Genomic DNA, 18574 nt, shown 5'->3' on the forward strand with positions numbered 1-18574 from the left:
CTATGCACCCCACGCCGAAAACATGACTACACTACAGCTCACAACTGCCACCCGCAGCCAAAGCAGCCTGTCGCTGATTCCAGCTAAGAGGGGCTTTGTCGCTCGGGATTTCGACCATCTCGATCGTTCCTTCCACTGGGCAAACGATGGAGCACAAATTACAGCCTACACAATCCTCTTCTCGTACAACCAAACGCTCTTTGCCAGTCGATGGATCAGGAACAATGTCAATGCATTGATGCGAGGTGTCCTCACAAGCGATATGACACTTGTTGCAATTGATACAGGTCTCTTCATGAATGCGCGCCACGACCTTGTAATTCAGATTCAGATGTCCCCAATCCGAGTACGTATGCACGGCTTTTCCGACAATGTCCATCACGGAGGCAATTCCGCGCTGATCCAGGTAATTATTAAGCCCATCAATCATGTCTTCCACGATCCGGAATCCATGATGCATGGCGGCTGTACATACTTGAACACCCGTTGCACCCATCAGCAAAAATTCAACGGTATCGTGCCAATCCGAGATACCTCCAATGCCAGAGATCGGGATACCAACCTTGGGATCGCGTGCACATTCTGCGACCATGTTCAGAGCGATTGGTTTGACTGCTGGTCCACAATAGCCGCCGTGTGCCCCTTTTCCATCCACATGTGGGATCGGCAGCCATTTGTCGAGATCAACCCCCATCAAGCTGTTAATTGTGTTGATCATGCTAATGGCATCGGCTCCTCCCTGACTCGCGGCCCGTGCAGTAAAGCGAATGTCCGTAATATTTGGGGTGAGCTTGACGATGACAGGGGTTTGGGCGACTTCTTTTACCCATTCGACCTGTTGCCTGATCAAATCTGGATGCTGACCGACCGCAGAGCCCATCCCGCGTTCTGCCATGCCGTGCGGACAGCCGAAATTCAGCTCCAGACCGTCTACACCAATTGCCTCCACCTTTTTGACAATCTCGTGCCATGCTTCCTGTTTATGTTCAACCATGAGCGAAGCAATCAACGTGTGCTTCGGAAAGCGACGCTTCGTTTCATCCATTTCCTTCAAATTGACCTCAAGCGGTTTGTCCGTAATCAGTTCAATGTTGTTGAAACCAAAGACGCGCTGTCCCCCGAAGTTCAGACCGGCAAAGCGAGAAGTGACGTTGATGATCGGCTCTCCGAGTGTCTTCCAGACCGCGCCACCCCAGCCCGCTTCAAAGGCACGCTGTACTTGGTAGCCTGAATTGGTCGGTGGTGCAGAGGCCAACCAGAATGGATTCGGGGACTGGATTCCCGCCAGATTAATGCTGAGATCTGCCATGATAGGTCTCCTCCTTTATACTGGCTGTTTTTGATCACGGAGCGATTGGTGGATGGCATAAGCCGCTCGTTTCCCGTGATTGGCTGCATCGACTACCATCGCATCTGTTTTGCCTCCACCAAAAATGACATCGCCCGCTGCGTAAACTTTGACATGGGAGGTTCGATAGGTGCCTTCCTCGACCTCAACAATCCCATTGCGATGCTGGAGCCCGAATGCTTCAATCAATGACAAATGTCTGTTTTGTCCGATCGCCTTCACGACATAATCTACTTCGATGACAAAATGACTGCCCGGAATTTCTACTGGACGCTTTCTACCTTTCTCATCCGGCTCACCTAGCTCCATTCGCACGAGTTCCAGTCCCTTCACTCGGCCGTTTTCCTCGATTACACGGGTTGGGGCAACGAGCCAGCGGAATTCTACGCCATCCTGCTTGGCGAATTCGTATTCAAACTGATAACAGGACATCTCTTGAACGGTCCGCCGATACAAAATCTGAACATTGTCTGCACCCAGCCGTTTGGAACAGGTGGCAGCGTCAATCGCCGTATTGCCCGCACCAATAATGACGACTTTTTTGCCGAGCATCTCGTCTGACAGTGGTTTAGTCTTGGTCTCCTCCACGAGTGCAATGGCATCGAGGACACCTTCCACTTCTTCTCCCGGGATATGAAGCTGAGGGACATTGCCCATACCGACTGCCAACAGAATAGAATCATACTGGTCCAATAGCTCCTCTGTCCCTACATCCACGCCGATTCGCGTATTCGTACGTATCTCTACCCCCAATGCCTCTACTTGCTCTACTTCCCATAGCGAAATTTCCTGTGGCAGCCGGAACGACACGATGCCGTACGTGTTCAATCCTCCCGCTTTTTCCTTTGCTTCAAAAACCGTAACCGTGTAGCCGAGACGCGCAAGCTCACGCGCTGCTGATAATCCCGCCGGGCCTGCTCCGACGATGGCTACCCGTTTACCATTTGTTTCGCCTTTTGAAAAAAGCGTTGCTTGATTTTCGATTGCCCAGTCTGTCGCATGACGCTGGAGAAGGCCGATCATGATGGGCTTGGAGGCCGAATTGAGTACACAGGCCCCTTCACACAGCTCCTCTGTTGGACATACGCGCGCGCAGCTCGCCCCGACGGGATTCGATTCCATGATCGTCCGGGCTGATCCGAACAAATTTCCGGTCGCAATTTTTTTGATGAAGGAAGGGATGTCAATCGACGTGGGACAAGCCTTGATACAGGGTGCGTCGTAGCAATACAGGCAGCGATTCGCCTCATGGATGGCTTCCATCGGTTTTAGGGCAGGCACGACTTCCGCGAAATTTTTCGCGAGCTCATTCGATATGCTCATCGGTCCACAACCTCCTCACCAGATCTAAACATGCTTGCTATTAATCAATGTGCGAAATCGCTTTTTTATGATTGTTACATTTCGTATTTGCCTAGTGAGGAAACGAAATCAATCTGCTGGAATTGACATGAATGATTTCATGATCGAATAGGATAAAAACAAACAAGGAAGAAAGGGCCGTCCCGTATGAAGGATTACGATCTGGAGATCAAGGTAGTGAAACAAAAAATCGCGGAAGCACAAGCGCTTCTCAGCCACTTGGAAACCGAGCGCCAAAACTACCTGATGCAACTCGAAAGGCGCAGAGCGTTTCTCTCTTCACGCGAAATACTCGACATCCTGGAGACAAAGACTGGCCGTATCGGCAGTATGGCTACCGTCAAACGCTGGGCAGATCAAGGCTATTTAGGGGATTGTATAGACGAACGGGAGACCTTCCCCCTTTTGGTCAGTAAACAAGGAAACAAACGATTTCTTTTTCCTCGTGAATCCGTGCTCAATTATCTATATAAAAAAGGGTATCTTCGCCCGAGCTATGAAGTTTTGGATCGTGTCCAGCTCACAAAAGATAGCACTTGCTGCTGGGGAATCATCACCTCCGTCGAGCGAAGCGATCAGCACTTCACCTACCAAGTCCAATTGGAAAAAACGGGAGAAGTATTGTTGTCGGTACCGGAAGAAGAACTGCTCATCCCGTAAGGAGGCACTATGGAACTGGCCGTAATCACGCTGGAAAATACAGTTGCCAATCAAGAGAGATCACGACAAATCCGCGACTTGCATAAAAAAAAGGGCCAGACCCTCGCTATTCGATTTAGCGAAGAACTGACCCATATTATTTTAGAAGCACCATGCTTGTTTATACCCGACCAGGAATGGTTGGACGAAGCTGTTGTCTTCGAAGGAATCGTAAAAAAATCAACGGAGTACTACGAGCTGCACCCACGAACCAAAGGGAAAACTGTCAACCTTCACCTTGATTCAGAATTGGTAGCTGAGCTGGAGCTCATTCGCTCTCTCGTCAGCAGCAAAACGCAGCAGGAAATCCTTCGTGAGTTGTTTGTTCGAGGCATGCGCTCGTATTTGGCTGAAAAGGAAGCAGCCAGCTCACCCATCAGCGCAAAAAAAGAACGCTAATCCCTATTCTCTACCAGGAGAACGTGATTTTGTCACCCGTGATTTGATAGCGAACCGTGAAAGTCTGTTTCTTCTCTTTCATGCTGACCTCAAACACAATTGCTTTTTTCGTCAGATCAGGCTTGACTGCATTGACATCCAGCATATCAAAAGGCTCGTTTGCCTTTTTCTCCATCCCTACAATTTCTATCTTTTCATGTGTTGTGACATGATAAACTCCCACACCCATCATTGTCTGATACAAGACCCAGTTGTTGTCCAACCATGTTACTTCATCGATAAAATAACCTGGAAACAGTTGAGCTTGCGGTGTGTAATCCGGCTGGTAGAAACGAATATTCGCGGTATTGTACAAATTGTCTGAATCAATCACTGCGATTTTTTTCTTGTCTGGTGAAGGGATTCCAGCTTTTTTCGCCAATTCGATTTTTTCTTTTTCCGTTTCGATTCTCAGTTTTTCGATCAAGAACAGGGAATCTTCTTTGGAAAAGACGATGTTCTTTACGTTTTTCAAATCTGCGAGCGTGTCTTTGCTCGAAAAATTACTGTAGATGGTTAGCGTTGCATCCTCTGGCATACCATCGTAGGCGATGCCTCTGGATGGATACTCCCACGCATATGTACCGATTCCCCTGAGATGATACGTAAAATCCGGCTTACCCCAAGCACCAAAGATAGAAAAATCAGCATATTCGGCGGGTGCCCCTAATTTCTCACCATCGTCTTGTAAATTTTTTGCCATATCAACAAGCGCTTTCGTATCGGTGATCTGATCACGCCGATAAATAGAAATGGCTTTTACTTTATCCTGCGCAAACGTGAAAAACAAGTAATAGCCCTGTTCTGCATAGCCAATCAACGCAAGCTTTTCATCGGAAAAATGTGGTTTACCCAAGACTCGGACGATCTCGTCTTTTCTTTTGGAGGTCGTAATCCCTTTGACAACTTCGCCTTTATAGGAAGGTTCAACGAGAACGGCAAACGCTTGCTTGTTTTCGTCCCACTTCATGCTGATTCCTTGTGGATAATACACATAATCATCAAATTCTTTCACGGATTTTCCCAGTAGCTTCGTAAGCGAATCTTGTTTCCACTGATGGGAAGTGAAGGTATTCACGAGCAGCCCTTTTGACAAATCTGCTGGTGCCTGCACGGATGTTCCAGTACCGCTTTGCGGTGTGATTGGCATTGTCGTTGATGCGCTTGCTGCGAATGCTGTCGAAGCGAACAAACAGCAGGACAACAGTAGCATTATCGCTTTCTTTTCCACTTCATTCCCTCCCAAACTATCAGCATGACTATACAACCATCGCCATAAAACAACGGTTATCCCTAAATTATACCAGAAATAGACAAAATCCGCTAAAAAGTTTTTTATCCATTATCAATGTAACAGAATAAAGCGTCCTTTCCCCCATTTTTTGAAGGGAAGGACGCTTTTCAATGCACTTGATTTACTTCGATTCACCGTTGAGATAATTGAAGAACGGTTGATCTACCCAAAACTTGTATGTCTCTACCTTTACCTTGTCATTCAGCTTATGGAAGCCTTCCACAACTTTTGGAGATTCTTCATTCAGCGAGAAAGACTGCACGACATAACGACTATCTTTTAACACGTTGTTCGTAATGACAGCATAATCTGCCAGCTCTGTACGGGAATGATAAAGCGGCTGCCACCAAGAAGCCTTGAGCAATCCAGTCATGTCCTCTTGATCCCGTTTGGCATATTTCAAAACAAGTGGCTGGAATTTCTTCTTCGCTTCTACGCTGTCGAATTCCAGGCTGAGATCGTACTCCTTGGCATACGCAATGTAGTTGCCGTTTTCAATCTGAACCACTTCATAATCGGCTGTTTGAACGGGCTCTCCCCATTCCTTCAAGTAAATGAAGGCAGATGTTTTTGGTTCAAATTGAACCTTGGCATTGACGCCTTCACTTTTTAACAGGCCGATTAATTGAATGGCGTGAGCGATATCACTATGCCCATACGTAATTGTGCGCTGCGGATCAAAATGAGGATCGAATGCGGCATCCTTCAAATTGTAGCCAGTAATCAGATTTTGCTTCAAGCCTTTGTCTACGAGCTCTTGTAATTCACCTGCTTTAATGATTTGCGATTCATTCCACGCCTGTGCGAGCTTGCCAAAAATCTCTTCATCGGCGATTGTTCCCAGAAAGTTTTTGGCAGAGCCATGGAACTCTGCTACTTTTGCTAGCAATTGACTAGCAAGCTCTGCGGATACTGCTCCTTCTATAGAAGCTGACTTCAACGCATTGGCGGACACAAGCCCCGTGTCAATGGCTACAGCCAGCTCTTGTGCAGCCTGCAAAGTAAGCGTGCTGCCTTTTTTATACGAAATCCCTGCTTTTTTCAAGGCAGCCGCTGCTTTTTCCTCGCTATATGTATACCCGAGCTCTTTTAACTCTGCAGCTTTTACGGCAGCACTGACTGCTTCCCATACAACCAGCTTGGAGGCATCTTTGGATGCAGGCAAGAAAGTTTTGGCTGACAAGTCTTTTTCCGATATACTTGTGGTAGTAGATACGATCTTGAGCAATGCTTTCTCGAATTGCTCGCGAGTTACCGTCTTGTCAAATTTCACACCGTATTGCTGCTGCAAAAAGCTGTTCCACTCTACGTGTGCTTCTACCGTTGTTTTCGTTGTTGCACCGACTGCAGTTGGAAAAACGAGCGCCGCCGAGAGTACGGCTGCCGAAGTGGAGAGTTGTAGCCATTTCGCTGATCTGTTCATGAAGTATCCTCCTGACGTATGAAGAAGAATCATATTGATATTATTCCTATATGTTTACTAGGGATATAATCAACTACATTAACACTTCTGCATTCATCCTGTCAATAACTAGAATAACCCGAATTCCTCCCACACATGGAAGGCTTCGGGTTATTTTTTCACGTTCTATTTATCCAGCTCCGACCACTTGTTCACTTTCACTGGCGGTGTGTAATCTCGCATCCGATCTAGCAAGACAGCGGGATCACTCTCGCACAGGATCAATTCACCCTGCATAGCGGGAATAAATCCGGCTTCAGTTGCATGCTCTACCATTTGCATCAACGGCGTATAGTAGCCATCCACGTTCAGCAGTCCAATTGGCTTTTGGTGAATGCCAATTTGACCCCAGCTCACCACTTCAAAAATTTCTTCAAAGGTACCCAATCCACCTGGCAAAGCAATGAAGCCATCAGACAGATCGATCATTTTCGCTTTGCGCTCGTGCATCGTCAAGACCTCATGCAATTCTGTCAGCCCTTTATGTACGATTTCTCCGCGGAACAGTCCTGTAGGCATGACGCCGATCGCTTTTCCATCGCTTTCCAGTACTGCATTTGCAACGCGCCCCATCAGTCCCATGCTGGAACCACCATAGACCAATTCAAGACCACGAGCGACCAGTTCTTTTCCCAACTCCTGTGCGGACCGCTCAAAAAGTGGATTTACACCCGGATTGGAACCTGCATAAACACAAATACGTTTCATGTCATCCTCCCAAAACTTGTTGAAGTAGAATGGCTTTTCCTAAATTTCTTTGCGTGTCATATAATTATACTAAAATCAGGAAGGGACAGATATATATGAATATAACTGAGTTCCAAAAATGGGTAGGAGATTTTTATCAAGAACGAGGTTGGACAGGGTATGGTCCGTTTATTCGAGTAGGTTTTCTGATGGAAGAGGCTGGCGAGCTGGCAAGAGCTGTACGCGCCATTGAAATTGGTCGAGATCGTCCAGATGAAGGGGAGAAACCCGCAGCGGAAGCGCGGCAGGAGCTGGTGGAAGAGCTGGGCGATGTACTTGGGAATTTAATCTTGCTGGCAAACCAATACGAGGTTCCTTTTGAGGAGATTTTGGAAGCACATCGAGCAAAGCTGCAAAAGCGCTATCAGCTCCATCGTTGAATACATACAGCGGCAGTCTAGGATTTTCGCATCTCCTAGTCTACCGCTGCTTTCGTCTAATCGTCTTTTCGTTCTAGCTACTCCTACTCCAGTGTATCAAAGGCTTCCTTCATAACCTGCGCAATAAAATCGAGATCATCGCTCGTCGTGGTAAATGGTGGTGAGAGTGTCAGCACATTGTTGAAGCTCGGAATGGTGTCGCCATTGCGCCCGATAATTAATCCCCGCTTCTTGCACTCGGCAATGACCTGTGTCAATTTCGCCGGCGCCGCAGGTTCCTTTGTTTTACGATCCTCTACCATCTCGATCCCCATCAGGAAACCGAAGCTGCGAATGTCTCCAACGTATGGATGATCTGCGAGAAAAGCCAGCTTGGCACGTAATTCTGCTCCGAGTTCCTCCGCTCTCTCCACCAGTTTTTCCTCTTCCAAAATTTCGAGATTTTTCAGGGCAAGCGCACATGCCGCCGGATTGCCGCCGAACGTATTGACATGTCGGAAATGCAGATTATTCCCCTGCTCATTGAATTTGTCTGCGATTTCGGCCCGTACTGCTGTTGCAGAAAGTGGCAAGTATGCACTTGTGATACCTTTGGCCATGGTCACGATGTCTGGTTTGATTCCGAAGTTTTGGTGGCCGAACTTTTGACCAGAGCGACCAAATCCACAGATGACCTCATCCACGATCATCAACACACCGTACTTATCGCAGATTTCACGCACTTTTGGCATGTATTCCGGCGAAGGAACGAGGACGCCTCCCCCGGTAATAGTCGGCTCCATGATGACGGCAGCCACGGTCTTTTCTCCTTCCCAATTGATCACTTGATCGTAATATTGGGCGCACTCCAGATTGCATTTGCCGTACGATTTTCCTGCCGGACAGCGATAGCAGTAAGGCGGCGGTACATGCAGGAAGCCAGGCGCTAATGGCTCGTATTTTTCCTTGCGTATGGATTGACCAGTTGCAGCGAGGGCCCCCATCGTATTCCCGTGGTAGGCGCGATGGCGCGAAATGAATTTGTAACGGCCCGGCTCCCCGTTCTGATGATGATATTGACGGGCAATCTTGAATGCGACCTCGTTCGCTTCCGAGCCGCTGTTGGAAAAGAAAACGCGATACTCCTCTCCAAGCCATTCGCTGATCTTCTCGGATAGACGAATAGCAGGTACGTGGCTTTGTGTGAGTGGAAAATACGCCAATTGCTTCAGTTGCTCGTAAGCAGCGTCTGCGAGCTCCTGTCGGCCATAGCCAACATTGACGCACCACAAGCCAGACATCCCATCTAGATATCGGTTCCCGTCGATATCGGTGATCCACGATCCGCTCGCTTCCGTTACGATCATCGGATTGGGGTTGTACGGGGACATATGGTGCCACATATGCGAACGGTCGGCATCCAGCAAGCTCTCTTTATCAAAATCTTTTGTCACTTGTCCTTGCTCCATCGCGCAATCCTCCTTCTTTTTTCGTAAGAGGTTATTTTACAAACACTTTTTGCGAGCCAATGCTGGTATCGCCATCTTCGAACCATCTGGATGTGACCGTTTTTTTCTTCGTGAAAAAGAGGACGCCGTCTTTTCCATTTGCATGCAAATCACCGTAAAAAGACTGTTTCCAGCCCGAGAAGGCAAAGAAGCCCATCGGAGCAGGCACCCCTACATTGACACCGACCATCCCCGCTTCCACTTGCTGAACGAATTCTCTTCCCCATTTTCCGTTGTTCGTGTAGATGGTCGCCCCATTGCCAAAACGCGAGCGGCTAATGGTCTCCAAGCCCTCTTCAAAGTCCTTCACACGCATCACACTCAGGACAGGCGCGAAAATCTCGTCACGTACAATGACCATCTCGGCATCTGCCTTGTCAAAAATCGTTGGCCCGAGGAAGTAGCCATCCGGCAGCTTTTCCGCATCCTGGCGACCATCACGTACCAGTGCGGCACCAGACTCGACACCTTTTTCAATATAGTCATGTACTTTAGACAAGTGCGAATCACGGATGACAGGACCGAGATCGATACCTTCCTCCAAACCATTTCCCATCGCGAGAGCATTCGCTTCCTCGATTAGATGCGCGATCAGCTCATCGGCAATCTCCTCGACAGCTACGACAGCGCTGGCTGCCATACACCGCTCTCCTGCACAGCCGAATGCGGAGCTTGTAATTGTTTTTGCCGCGCGCTTCAAATCCGTGTCAGGCATGACTAAATGATGATTCTTCGCTCCAGCCAGTGCTTGCACACGCTTCCCGTTCGCCGCTGCTGTCTTGTACACGTATTCTGCTACCGGCTGTGAGCCGACGAAAGAGATCGCTTTCACATCCGGATGCTCCAACAGACCATTGACGACATCATGCGCTCCGTTTACCACATTGAATACACCGTCTGGGAGCCCTGCTTCCTTTAGCAGTTCGGCAATCCGAATCGAAGACAGCGGCGTGCGCTCCGAGGGCTTTAAGACAAACGTATTTCCTGCGGTTATCGCAATCGGGTACATCCACATCGGGACCATCACAGGGAAATTAAACGGTGTAATCCCGCCGACTACCCCTAACGGAAAACGGATCACCTGACTGTCGATGCTGTTTGCGATATTAGGCAACGTTTCTCCCATCATCAGTGTCGGCATCCCACAGGCGAACTCTACCATTTCCAACCCACGCAATAGCTCTGCCTGTGCCTCAGGCAGATTTTTGCCGTTCTCCATGGTGATCATCCGGGCAAGTTCATCCTCGTGCTTGACGAGAAGGCTATGAAAACGAAACATAATGCGCGCACGATCCACGACAGGGGTAGTACTCCAGCTCAAAAACGCTTCCTTTGCAGCAGCAACAGCCTTGTCCACATCTTCTCTCGTCGACAGTGGTACGCGTGACAACAATTCTCCTGTTGCCGGATTGGGTACATCTTCAAAACGTGTCGTCAGTGAATCTACCCACTGGCCCCCGATGTAGTTTTGCAACGGATTTCCAACGATAGCTGTGTTCATCCCTTCAACTCCTCACGTTCAATTGATTGACAATTCCATTTTATCCAAAAATAATGCCTGTCAGCACTAGACAAAGTGTAACGCATTACGTAGGGTTAATCTTACAGAGTGTAACTGGAGGAGGTGATCCTATTGAGCAACGATTTGCGCCTGACCATTGCAGAAATCATCAAGCGTCCATTGTTTCAACATGCTCAAGTGGTGGCAGGGCATCGTGGCCTGTCCCGTCCTGTTCGCTGGGTTCACGTCTTGGAGACTGCCGATACGGGACAGTTTTTAAATGGCGGCGAACTGATCCTATCAACCGGGCTAGGATTTGGCGAAGAAAAGGAAAAGCGACTTGCGTATTTAACAGAGCTCATTCGGCGAAAAGCAGTCGGGCTGTGCATCGAGCTGGGACGTTACATCCCCTCCATCCCGGAAGATATGCTAGAGCTGGCGAACCACCACCAGTTTCCGTTGCTCGTTTTCCATCAGCCTGTCCGCTTTGTGGACATCACGCAAGATTTGCACGAGCATTTGATCCAATCGCAGATGCAAGCACTCCGGAATCTCGAAGCCTACTCTCGCAGTTTGCAACAGCTCAGCCTGCAGGCAGCGGGCATACTCAAGCTATTGCAGCATTTTCAGGTGGCGGTTCAGACGCAGGTCTTCTATTACGCACCAGATGGCTCGACACAATTTGCTCCGGTGGTACCACATGATGTTGCAGTGGAGATGAGCGATTTGATGCGGTCTCATTTTTCCGGACTGGATAGTAGTGGAGCTGGTGTCCGCTTCCTTTCTCTATCTGCGACCAGACAGCTTGCCTATCAACCCGTGATGGCAATGGGGCACGTGCTCGCCTATGTCGGCATTGTTTTGTATGAACGCAGTCCGGATGAGTATTTGCTCCTGACCTTAGACAATACGGTCAGCGCGATGGCACAAATTTTAATGCGGAAAATGTTTGTGGAAGAACAGGCGCTTGCTACCGAAAACCGACTGTTTGATGATTTGATTGCCAACCGCTCCATTCCAGAGGAACAAATGCGTTCCTTGCTTGGTATCACGGGCAGCGGTAAAGCCTCGGCCTATCACATGATTATTTTATCGTTTGAGAAGCCGAAGAACCTGGCCCAGGACTCCCTTCCGCCGCACGATCTGACTGCTATTTTCCGTTCACTTTTGACCCGTCATCACTTTCGGCCTTTCATACGATGCATGGGCCATCGCTTTTACTTTTTGCTGATCGAGCAGCGTCCGCTTGCAGATTCCCGGCGTACCCTGGAAAAAGCCTTTCGCGATGTCAAAAGGATCATGACGCAAATGCTAGGAGCAGATATTCAAATACGGATGGGCGTCAGTCGAGCCGGAAAACGGTTGTCAGATGCTGGACGGCACCTCGCGGAAGCGGAACAGGCACTGGCTTTTTGTCAGGAATCATCCAGTCCGTTTTTCGCTGATCTCGGATTGTTCCGACTCCTGTTCCACGTCCCTAGTGAGCCTGTATTAAAGGCCTTCATAAGCGATTACCTCGGTCCGCTGCTAGCCCATGACCAAGCACACGGCTCCTCGCTCGTTCATACGCTGCGTGTCTATTTGGATGGTAACCTCTCCAAACAGGAAGCTGCGGAAAAACTGTTCATTCATCGTCAAACGCTCTATCATCGCTTGGAAAAAATCGAAGAAATTCTCGGAAAGGATTACACAGCAACGCAAAACCGGATTTGCTTGGAAATCGCCATGCGAGCGAGAGACTGGTTAAACAAGGAAGAGCAGCACTAAAAAAAGACACAACCTTTCATCTGTTCAGAAGATGGAGGTTGTGTCTTAGATTTATTTCCCCGGCTTATTCATATAAAGGCGATACTTCGCTTCTTTGCCTTCCGTCAGCACGACACGAATTTTGTACAAGCCGGTTTGTTCGATATTCACGGTTAGCTGCTCAGGATTGCTGGACGTTGTAGCAGACGCAAGCTCTTTGGAACGACTGTTATACACGTACAAATCAACATCTGCATCCTCTTTCCAGTCTACGGACAATTCCAAATCCCCTGGCTCACTGATGCGAATGGAATAGTCCATGTATTTCTGCTTTTTCGCCAGCTTTCCTGTTCGGAATGGCTCTTGTTCAACCGATGGCTTCTCCTCTTCCTCGTCATCGGCCTTTTGCCATTTTCCCGTAGTTGCTAGCGCATACGGCTGAGGCCCTTTCGGGATGTTATAGCCTTCGACCGTCACGGTGTAGATTCCCTCTTCCGGTTCAGTAATCCATACTTGCTCGACGTTGTTCAGGTTGTCCACTTCGTCGTTGTAAGGGGCCTCAAAAAAGTCGTTGCCGTTCAGTTTTTCTCCACTCGGTGTCGTTACTTTCAGATTCAAATCGTTGACGAGTGCACGCTTTGCGACAATGGCAGCAGGATAATCCGTCCACGCAAGCGTAATTGCCAAAGGCTTGGAATCATCCGAGACCTTGACCTTATACGTAACTTTTTCACGCGTGCGAATGCCGTCCTTCTCGTCCTTGTAGTTCGTTTCAACCGCATTCGCCAGATTGGCTCGTCCGAAGCCTTGCTCTCGCATGTCTTCATCCAAGTTGTCTGCACTCGTCAACAGCATGGCTTTTACTAATGCACCGCTCGGATTTTTTTCCCCTTCTTCCTGCAAAAATTCCCGGATTTGTGCCACACCGCCCGCTAAAATCGGCGTCGCCATGCTCGTGCCGTTCATATACGCGTAATGTTCATTAAAACGCTTGTAGAAATTTTTGCTCGGTGCCAGTGAAGAGCGCGTGGATAAGATCGCTGTACCAGGCGCGACAATATCCGGCTTCAAACGCCCGTCGCCTGTTAAGCCGCGACTGCTCGATACCCACACGTCATCCGCTTTATCGGAGTTCTTCCCCAAGTTCGGACGAACATTTTCTGTAGCGCCAACGGCGATGACGTTTTTAGCGGTGGCTGGGCTCCCGATCGTTTTAAAACCTTTCTCTCCTTCGTTTCCAGCCGCAACAAGCACCGTCATATCTGGATGCTCCCATAAAAAGCGATCAAACAGCATCGATGACAAGCTGTACTCTCCCTTATCATTCGCCCCCCATGAATTGGAGTGAATGCGGGCTCCCTCTTCGTATGCTTCCTGCAAAATGGTCTCGACATCCGTAACGAGCTTCCCTTTCCCGTTCTCTATGGAATGAAATACGAGCTTGGCACCCGGTGCCGTTCCTTTATACTGTCCATCTGATGCTTCACCTGTGCCTACAATGGAGCCAGCTACATGCGTACCATGACCGTGGACATCGCTCGCATCATTCGGTCGGCCAAGTGAAATGAGCTTCTCAATTTGGCCTTTAAAATCTGAATGCATCGTTTGGAGCTTCCCTGTATCAAGTCCGGTATCGGCGACTCCGACAATTTGTCCCTTGCCTGTGTACCCTGTCGAGGCCAGCTTGTCCGAATGAATGATGGTAGCTGCCACATCATTGTGCAGCTTGTTTTCTGGCACGGGGACAACCGCAATGACATCATCTGATTCGATCACTTGTTCAATCGTTTCCTGATCCATCTTAGCGATTGATATATGCGGAGCATCCTCAGGTGATTGAATGTCTCCTATATCTTGATCCTCCGTCAATTTTGTCATCGCTCGATACATGTCCACCCGTTGATTGAAACCGACGACGGCAACCTCGACCCGCTCTCTTTTGCCTCCTTCAAAACGAAGCTCGGACGATACCTTCGACTTCGGTGTAAAGGACATTACATCTTCGACAAAGGACAGCTTCTCGACTTCCTTTCTTACCTGTTCATCCTCCATTTTTGCGATGAATGCAAAATCCGGTATGTAATCACCAAGCGTGACGCCGATTTCTTCCAGTTCTTCTTTCCACTCCTCACGAACAGGACCGGATAACTGAATAACGACGAGCTCAGACTCTCTCTTTTTCGACGAAAGCTTGTCCAGGGCCAGACCCTCATCCGCTTCGATCTGGATATTGCCCCGACGCTCTCCCTCTTGTTTGGCATCCGCCGGAATGCCTTCCAGCGAAAGTGTCAGAACAAGTGTCGCGCATAAAGCTGCCTGCCATTTTTTTCGCAAACCAAACACCCTTCCCCCCATGGCATAATAAAACCATTTCTATCCATTATAAGAGAAAGGGTGAATTGTCAAAAGAGTAAGAAGGCATAGACATGGGACAAAAACTAATTTTTTGTCCCATCCTCTTCTGCCGTCCACTGTAATAGCGGTTGAAAATCGACCCATGCCAACTGCATGAGCATTTCCTGATTCCATTCCTGCTTCGGAATATCTATCAGTCGCACAGCCTGGTTTTGGATCGCCTCTTGCAACAGGTTATGGCTAAAACGACCGTTGCCATTCAATCGATGATCACTGTCTGCTTTATCCAAGGACTGTGCGATCATTTCCAACACGTTCTTCTCAATCACATACCCCACATCACATGCAGCCTGTTCAAGAATGTGTACGAGTTCCTGCACCGTGTAGTCGGGGAACGCAATATATTTTTTAAACCGTGACAATAGTCCAGGGTTGCTCATTAGTAATGCATTCATTTCGAGTGGGTAGCCTGCGAGGACCACGACGAGATTCTCTTCGTGTTTGGTCATCTCCTCTACGAGCGTATCAACCGCTTCCTGCCCAAAATCCCGCTCTCCTCCGCCGAGCAGCGAATACGCTTCATCGATAAACAAGACGCCACCCAAGGCTTCGCGAACTTTTCTGCGAGTAAGCGCTGCGGTCTGACCGACATACCCTGCTACCAAGTCGGCTCTACTCGCCGTAACTAGATGACCGCGTTTCAAATAGCCGATTTCTTGCAAAATCTGTGCATACAGCTGGGCGACCGTCGTCTTCCCTGTACCTGGATTTCCAGTAAAGACGGCATGCAGCTCAATCGGACTTTTCGGCAGGCCTCTCGCTGCGCGTTCTTGCTGGATGGACACATATGCCGCGATTTTTTTCAACTCCGTTTTCACTTGAGCAAGACCAATCAACGCTTGTAGTCGAGCTTCCGCATTTCTTTCTTTTTGCGGCGGATCGAAGCCACGTACATCCTCGGGCTTCAGAATCGTAAAGTCATCCCATTTCAGTTCTTTACCGTCTGTTTCGCGTCCTTTGGCAAAGATAGCATCGAGCACGATATTGGTGACTGTCCTTGCATTGCCAAACGTCTCGTCTACTTGTGCTTTTTCAATGCGCTGCCGCAGCGTAACTTTTGCCGCCTCTGTCAGAGTAAAATCGTTCCGTACGGCTACTTCTTCTGCAATATGCACCAGTTCGTCCGCCTGATAGTCCGGCAGCAAAAAGTGGCCCGTCTCTGGAAAACGACTATTTAGCCCAGGGTTGGCGTACAAAAAGTGACGCATTTCTTCGGGATAGCCCGCCAGCATCACGACGAAGCGTCCTGCATACTCGCCACTCGTCATAGCGGATACAAGCGTGTCTATTGCGACTTGTCCATAATCACTGCCAGAGCTATCTGGACGCTTCAAGCTGTATGCCTCATCGATAAACAGGACGCCGCCGTCTGCCTGCTTTATCGCCTCCATGACGCGCTGCTCTGTCTGTCCCACGTAAGCGCCGACCAACTGAGAACGATCCACCTCGATGAGCTGTCCTTTTTCCAACAACCCAAGCTCTTGATACAGCTTGGCGATCAAGCGAGCCAAAGTCGTCTTCCCCGTGCCTGGGTTTCCCATCAGCACAAGATGAAGGGGGAGCTGATCTTTCATATGCCAGCCCTTTTCTTCGCGTAGCTGGCGATACTGCAGAAATTGCGCCAGCTGCCGAACCCGATGCTTGATCTCGTCCAAGCCGATCAACTGCTCCAATTGCTCTAAAGCACCCCTATCTTGCTGAGGAGCTTTTTCGCGATCTTCTACCCTTTCGTTCCTTTGCGGCAGAAGCTTTTCTTTCTGTTCTTGCTGGTTCGTTAAAGCGCGAATCGTCTCTTGCAATTGGACGAGCATTTCACTGGAGTAAAAGACCCCGGATAAAGACGCTTCATACGCTTGAACACGTTCTTGCAATTGTACTAATAAATTTTGTCGTTCCGTGTATAACAGCACGAGGCCAGCAGCTGTAGCTTCCGCCTCCGAATCGCTCCACTTTTGCGCTGCCAGTAGCGTCTCCTCCGCAAGAGAGCGCCATTTCGTGATGTCAGCGAGCTCATTGGTTGCCTGATCTTCCAGTACCTCAACTGTTCTCCTGCGCATGACGACGTTATCCGTTTCACGCACTGACTTGAATTCAGTGAGAAAGGCATGGGATCGCAACTGTGTAAAGTACAGCTCAAGCTTAACTTCTCCAGCGTAGCGATAATCAGGGGCTAGTTGAAGCGCACGATCTACCCATTCAGTCGCAAGTGTATGGCCTCCTGTTTTGTGCATCCGCAAAGCAGACATCCGTGTCAGCACCATCGCTTCCGTCAAATCAAGCTCTTCGTCTGGATGTTCTTGGCGATACTGTTCGAGCATTTGCAGGAATGTCAGGCATTCGCCTTCGGTTAGCGACTGGATGCTAGACGGATTTTCGCTAAAGCTTGCAATCAGTAACCTCGGGTCCCGTTCTTCTTGATGCTGCATCTTTTGATAGCTCCTCCCGCTCCATTGTTTCATCCCTGTTGTAGCATATTTAGCCGAACATGAAAAGTCTGTCCGAACATTAGAGCTCCCCTTGAATGTTCACAGCGGTTCTTTTCACCTTTTGTCGTGCGAATAAGGTCGCGCAAGCAATGAGGATACCGGCCATACCAAATTCAAACCAGACCCCTCCCCATTCTAACAGCATCGCACCTACAACCGGACCTGCAGCCATGCCCGTATAGCGGATGAAATTGTACACACCAATGGACGTTGCACGCTCTGCTTCAAATACTTCGGATAGCAAAATCGTGTGTGCAGGCATACCTACACCCAAGGTTAAGGCAAACAGCGTACTTGTTAGCACAAGCAGGAGAAAAGAAACATCAGCCGCAGTCATAAAAAGAAACATCGCCAAAGCATTTGCACCTGTCGTCACCAGTAATGTTTTCCGTGCTCCCCATCGATTTTGCAACACAGCAGACAGCTTGCTACTGATAATAAAGACAACTGACACGAGCAAGAAAACCAAACCGATTATTTCAACGGTGACTGCGTAGTGGTTCGTCAATTGGACTGGGAGAAACAGCAGAAAGCAATAATACGCGTACATTTGGCTAAAACCGATTAAAATGACAGATGCTCCGACTGGGTGGAGCAAAATATTACGGAAGGACCCTCGTGTAAAACCGCCTGATGATGTAGCTTGAGCCTTTTTCGTTTCAGGTAACCATACAGCATTGATGCAGACAAGAAAGACTGCGCAGATCGCCAAAAACAAAAAGACCGCAGAATGTCCGCCGATGCCGCCAATCCAGCCTCCTAACAGTGGACCAAGGGCCGGACTAAGCGCAAGCAGCATCTGATAAGTACCCATCGCAGATGCACGTTGGACTCCTGTAAATATGTCTCCAATAATCGTTGCGGCTACGATCGGAATGGCAGCAAATCCCGCCCCTTGTAAAGCCCGGAAAAATAGTAGCCCATAAATCGAATCGACCAGATAGCATCCGATTGACGCGATCGTAAATAGGATCAGGGCAGGTATCATAACACGCTTTCGACCGAACCTATCGATAAATGGTCCGTAGATGATTTGCATAATCGCGAGCATGACGGTAAAGATTGAAACAGTCCAGTTAATCATGGTTGCACTCGTCTGAAATTCTTTTTGCATGGCTGGTAAAATAGGCATGAACAAATTTTGCGCGAACATACCTAGCATTAGCGTTATCCCAAGTAGGTACAGTACTTTTTTTGGATTCATGGTTG

Annotated in this window: 14 protein-coding genes; 4 read left to right on the plus strand and 10 right to left on the minus strand. The window is 48.7% G+C overall.

Annotation, left to right across the window (positions count from 1 at the left end):
• Nucleotides 1-31: 31 nt before the first annotated feature.
• Both preA and FO446_RS16125 read right to left on the minus strand, forming a co-directional pair.
• Nucleotides 32-1309 (minus strand): NAD-dependent dihydropyrimidine dehydrogenase subunit PreA, encoded by a 1278-nt coding sequence (preA, locus tag FO446_RS16120; RefSeq protein WP_232773020.1) that lies wholly within the window; start codon nt 1307-1309, stop codon nt 32-34.
• A 15-nt stretch (nt 1310-1324) separates the two neighbouring features.
• Nucleotides 1325-2671 carry an NAD(P)-dependent oxidoreductase gene (locus tag FO446_RS16125; RefSeq protein ID WP_237898510.1) on the minus strand — a complete coding sequence of 449 codons (1347 nt, stop codon included), beginning with the start codon at nt 2669-2671 and terminating at the stop codon, nt 1325-1327.
• Between the two features lie 186 nt (nt 2672-2857).
• On the opposite strand from FO446_RS16125, the gene FO446_RS16130 reads away from it, so the two are divergent.
• On the plus strand, nt 2858-3370 hold the full coding sequence (locus tag FO446_RS16130) for a hypothetical protein (protein WP_237898512.1): 513 nt from the start codon (nt 2858-2860) through the stop codon (nt 3368-3370).
• A 9-nt stretch (nt 3371-3379) separates the two neighbouring features.
• On the plus strand, nt 3380-3808 hold the full coding sequence (locus tag FO446_RS16135; RefSeq protein ID WP_237898514.1) for a hypothetical protein: 429 nt from the start codon (nt 3380-3382) through the stop codon (nt 3806-3808).
• 10 nt (nt 3809-3818) lie between these two features.
• Here the strand turns inward: FO446_RS16135 and FO446_RS16140 are convergent, their stop codons facing one another.
• From FO446_RS16140 to FO446_RS16150, 3 genes are all read right to left on the minus strand, one after another.
• Nucleotides 3819-5078, minus strand: a complete 1260-nt coding sequence (locus FO446_RS16140) for a hypothetical protein (protein WP_173607854.1) — start codon at nt 5076-5078, stop codon at nt 3819-3821.
• A 184-nt stretch (nt 5079-5262) separates the two neighbouring features.
• Nucleotides 5263-6564 (minus strand): hypothetical protein, encoded by a 1302-nt coding sequence (locus tag FO446_RS16145; RefSeq protein WP_221868607.1) that lies wholly within the window; start codon nt 6562-6564, stop codon nt 5263-5265.
• 165 nt (nt 6565-6729) lie between these two features.
• Entirely contained in the window at nt 6730-7311 is a 582-nt protein-coding gene (locus FO446_RS16150) for an LOG family protein (protein WP_173607856.1), read from the minus strand.
• Nucleotides 7312-7406: 95 nt separating this feature from the next.
• On the opposite strand from FO446_RS16150, the gene FO446_RS16155 reads away from it, so the two are divergent.
• Entirely contained in the window at nt 7407-7730 is a 324-nt protein-coding gene (locus FO446_RS16155) for a MazG nucleotide pyrophosphohydrolase domain-containing protein (RefSeq protein WP_173605206.1), read from the plus strand.
• A gap of 83 nt (nt 7731-7813) precedes the next feature.
• On the opposite strand, the gene FO446_RS16160 is transcribed toward FO446_RS16155, so the two are convergent.
• On the minus strand, nt 7814-9178 hold the full coding sequence (locus FO446_RS16160; protein WP_173607857.1) for an aspartate aminotransferase family protein: 1365 nt from the start codon (nt 9176-9178) through the stop codon (nt 7814-7816).
• Nucleotides 9179-9209: 31 nt separating this feature from the next.
• Nucleotides 9210-10718, minus strand: coding sequence for a CoA-acylating methylmalonate-semialdehyde dehydrogenase (locus FO446_RS16165; RefSeq protein ID WP_237898515.1), 1509 nt, complete (start codon nt 10716-10718; stop codon nt 9210-9212).
• Between the two features lie 132 nt (nt 10719-10850).
• On the opposite strand from FO446_RS16165, the gene FO446_RS16170 reads away from it, so the two are divergent.
• Nucleotides 10851-12485 (plus strand): PucR family transcriptional regulator, encoded by a 1635-nt coding sequence (locus FO446_RS16170; RefSeq protein ID WP_173607859.1) that lies wholly within the window; start codon nt 10851-10853, stop codon nt 12483-12485.
• A 51-nt stretch (nt 12486-12536) separates the two neighbouring features.
• On the opposite strand, the gene FO446_RS16175 is transcribed toward FO446_RS16170, so the two are convergent.
• The 3 genes from FO446_RS16175 to FO446_RS16185 form a co-directional block, all read right to left on the minus strand.
• The gene (locus FO446_RS16175; RefSeq protein WP_173607860.1) at nt 12537-14807 is read right to left on the minus strand and encodes a S8 family serine peptidase; all 2271 of its coding nucleotides are present in this window, start codon (nt 14805-14807) and stop codon (nt 12537-12539) included.
• Nucleotides 14808-14902: 95 nt separating this feature from the next.
• Nucleotides 14903-17305, minus strand: a complete 2403-nt coding sequence (locus tag FO446_RS16180) for an AAA family ATPase (protein ID WP_237898518.1) — start codon at nt 17303-17305, stop codon at nt 14903-14905.
• 79 nt (nt 17306-17384) lie between these two features.
• Nucleotides 17385-18569 (minus strand): MFS transporter, encoded by a 1185-nt coding sequence (locus tag FO446_RS16185; protein WP_232773027.1) that lies wholly within the window; start codon nt 18567-18569, stop codon nt 17385-17387.
• Nucleotides 18570-18574 lie beyond the last annotated feature (5 nt).

It is taken from the genome of Brevibacillus brevis (genome assembly GCF_022026395.1).
In the GTDB taxonomy this organism is placed as follows: domain Bacteria; phylum Bacillota; class Bacilli; order Brevibacillales; family Brevibacillaceae; genus Brevibacillus.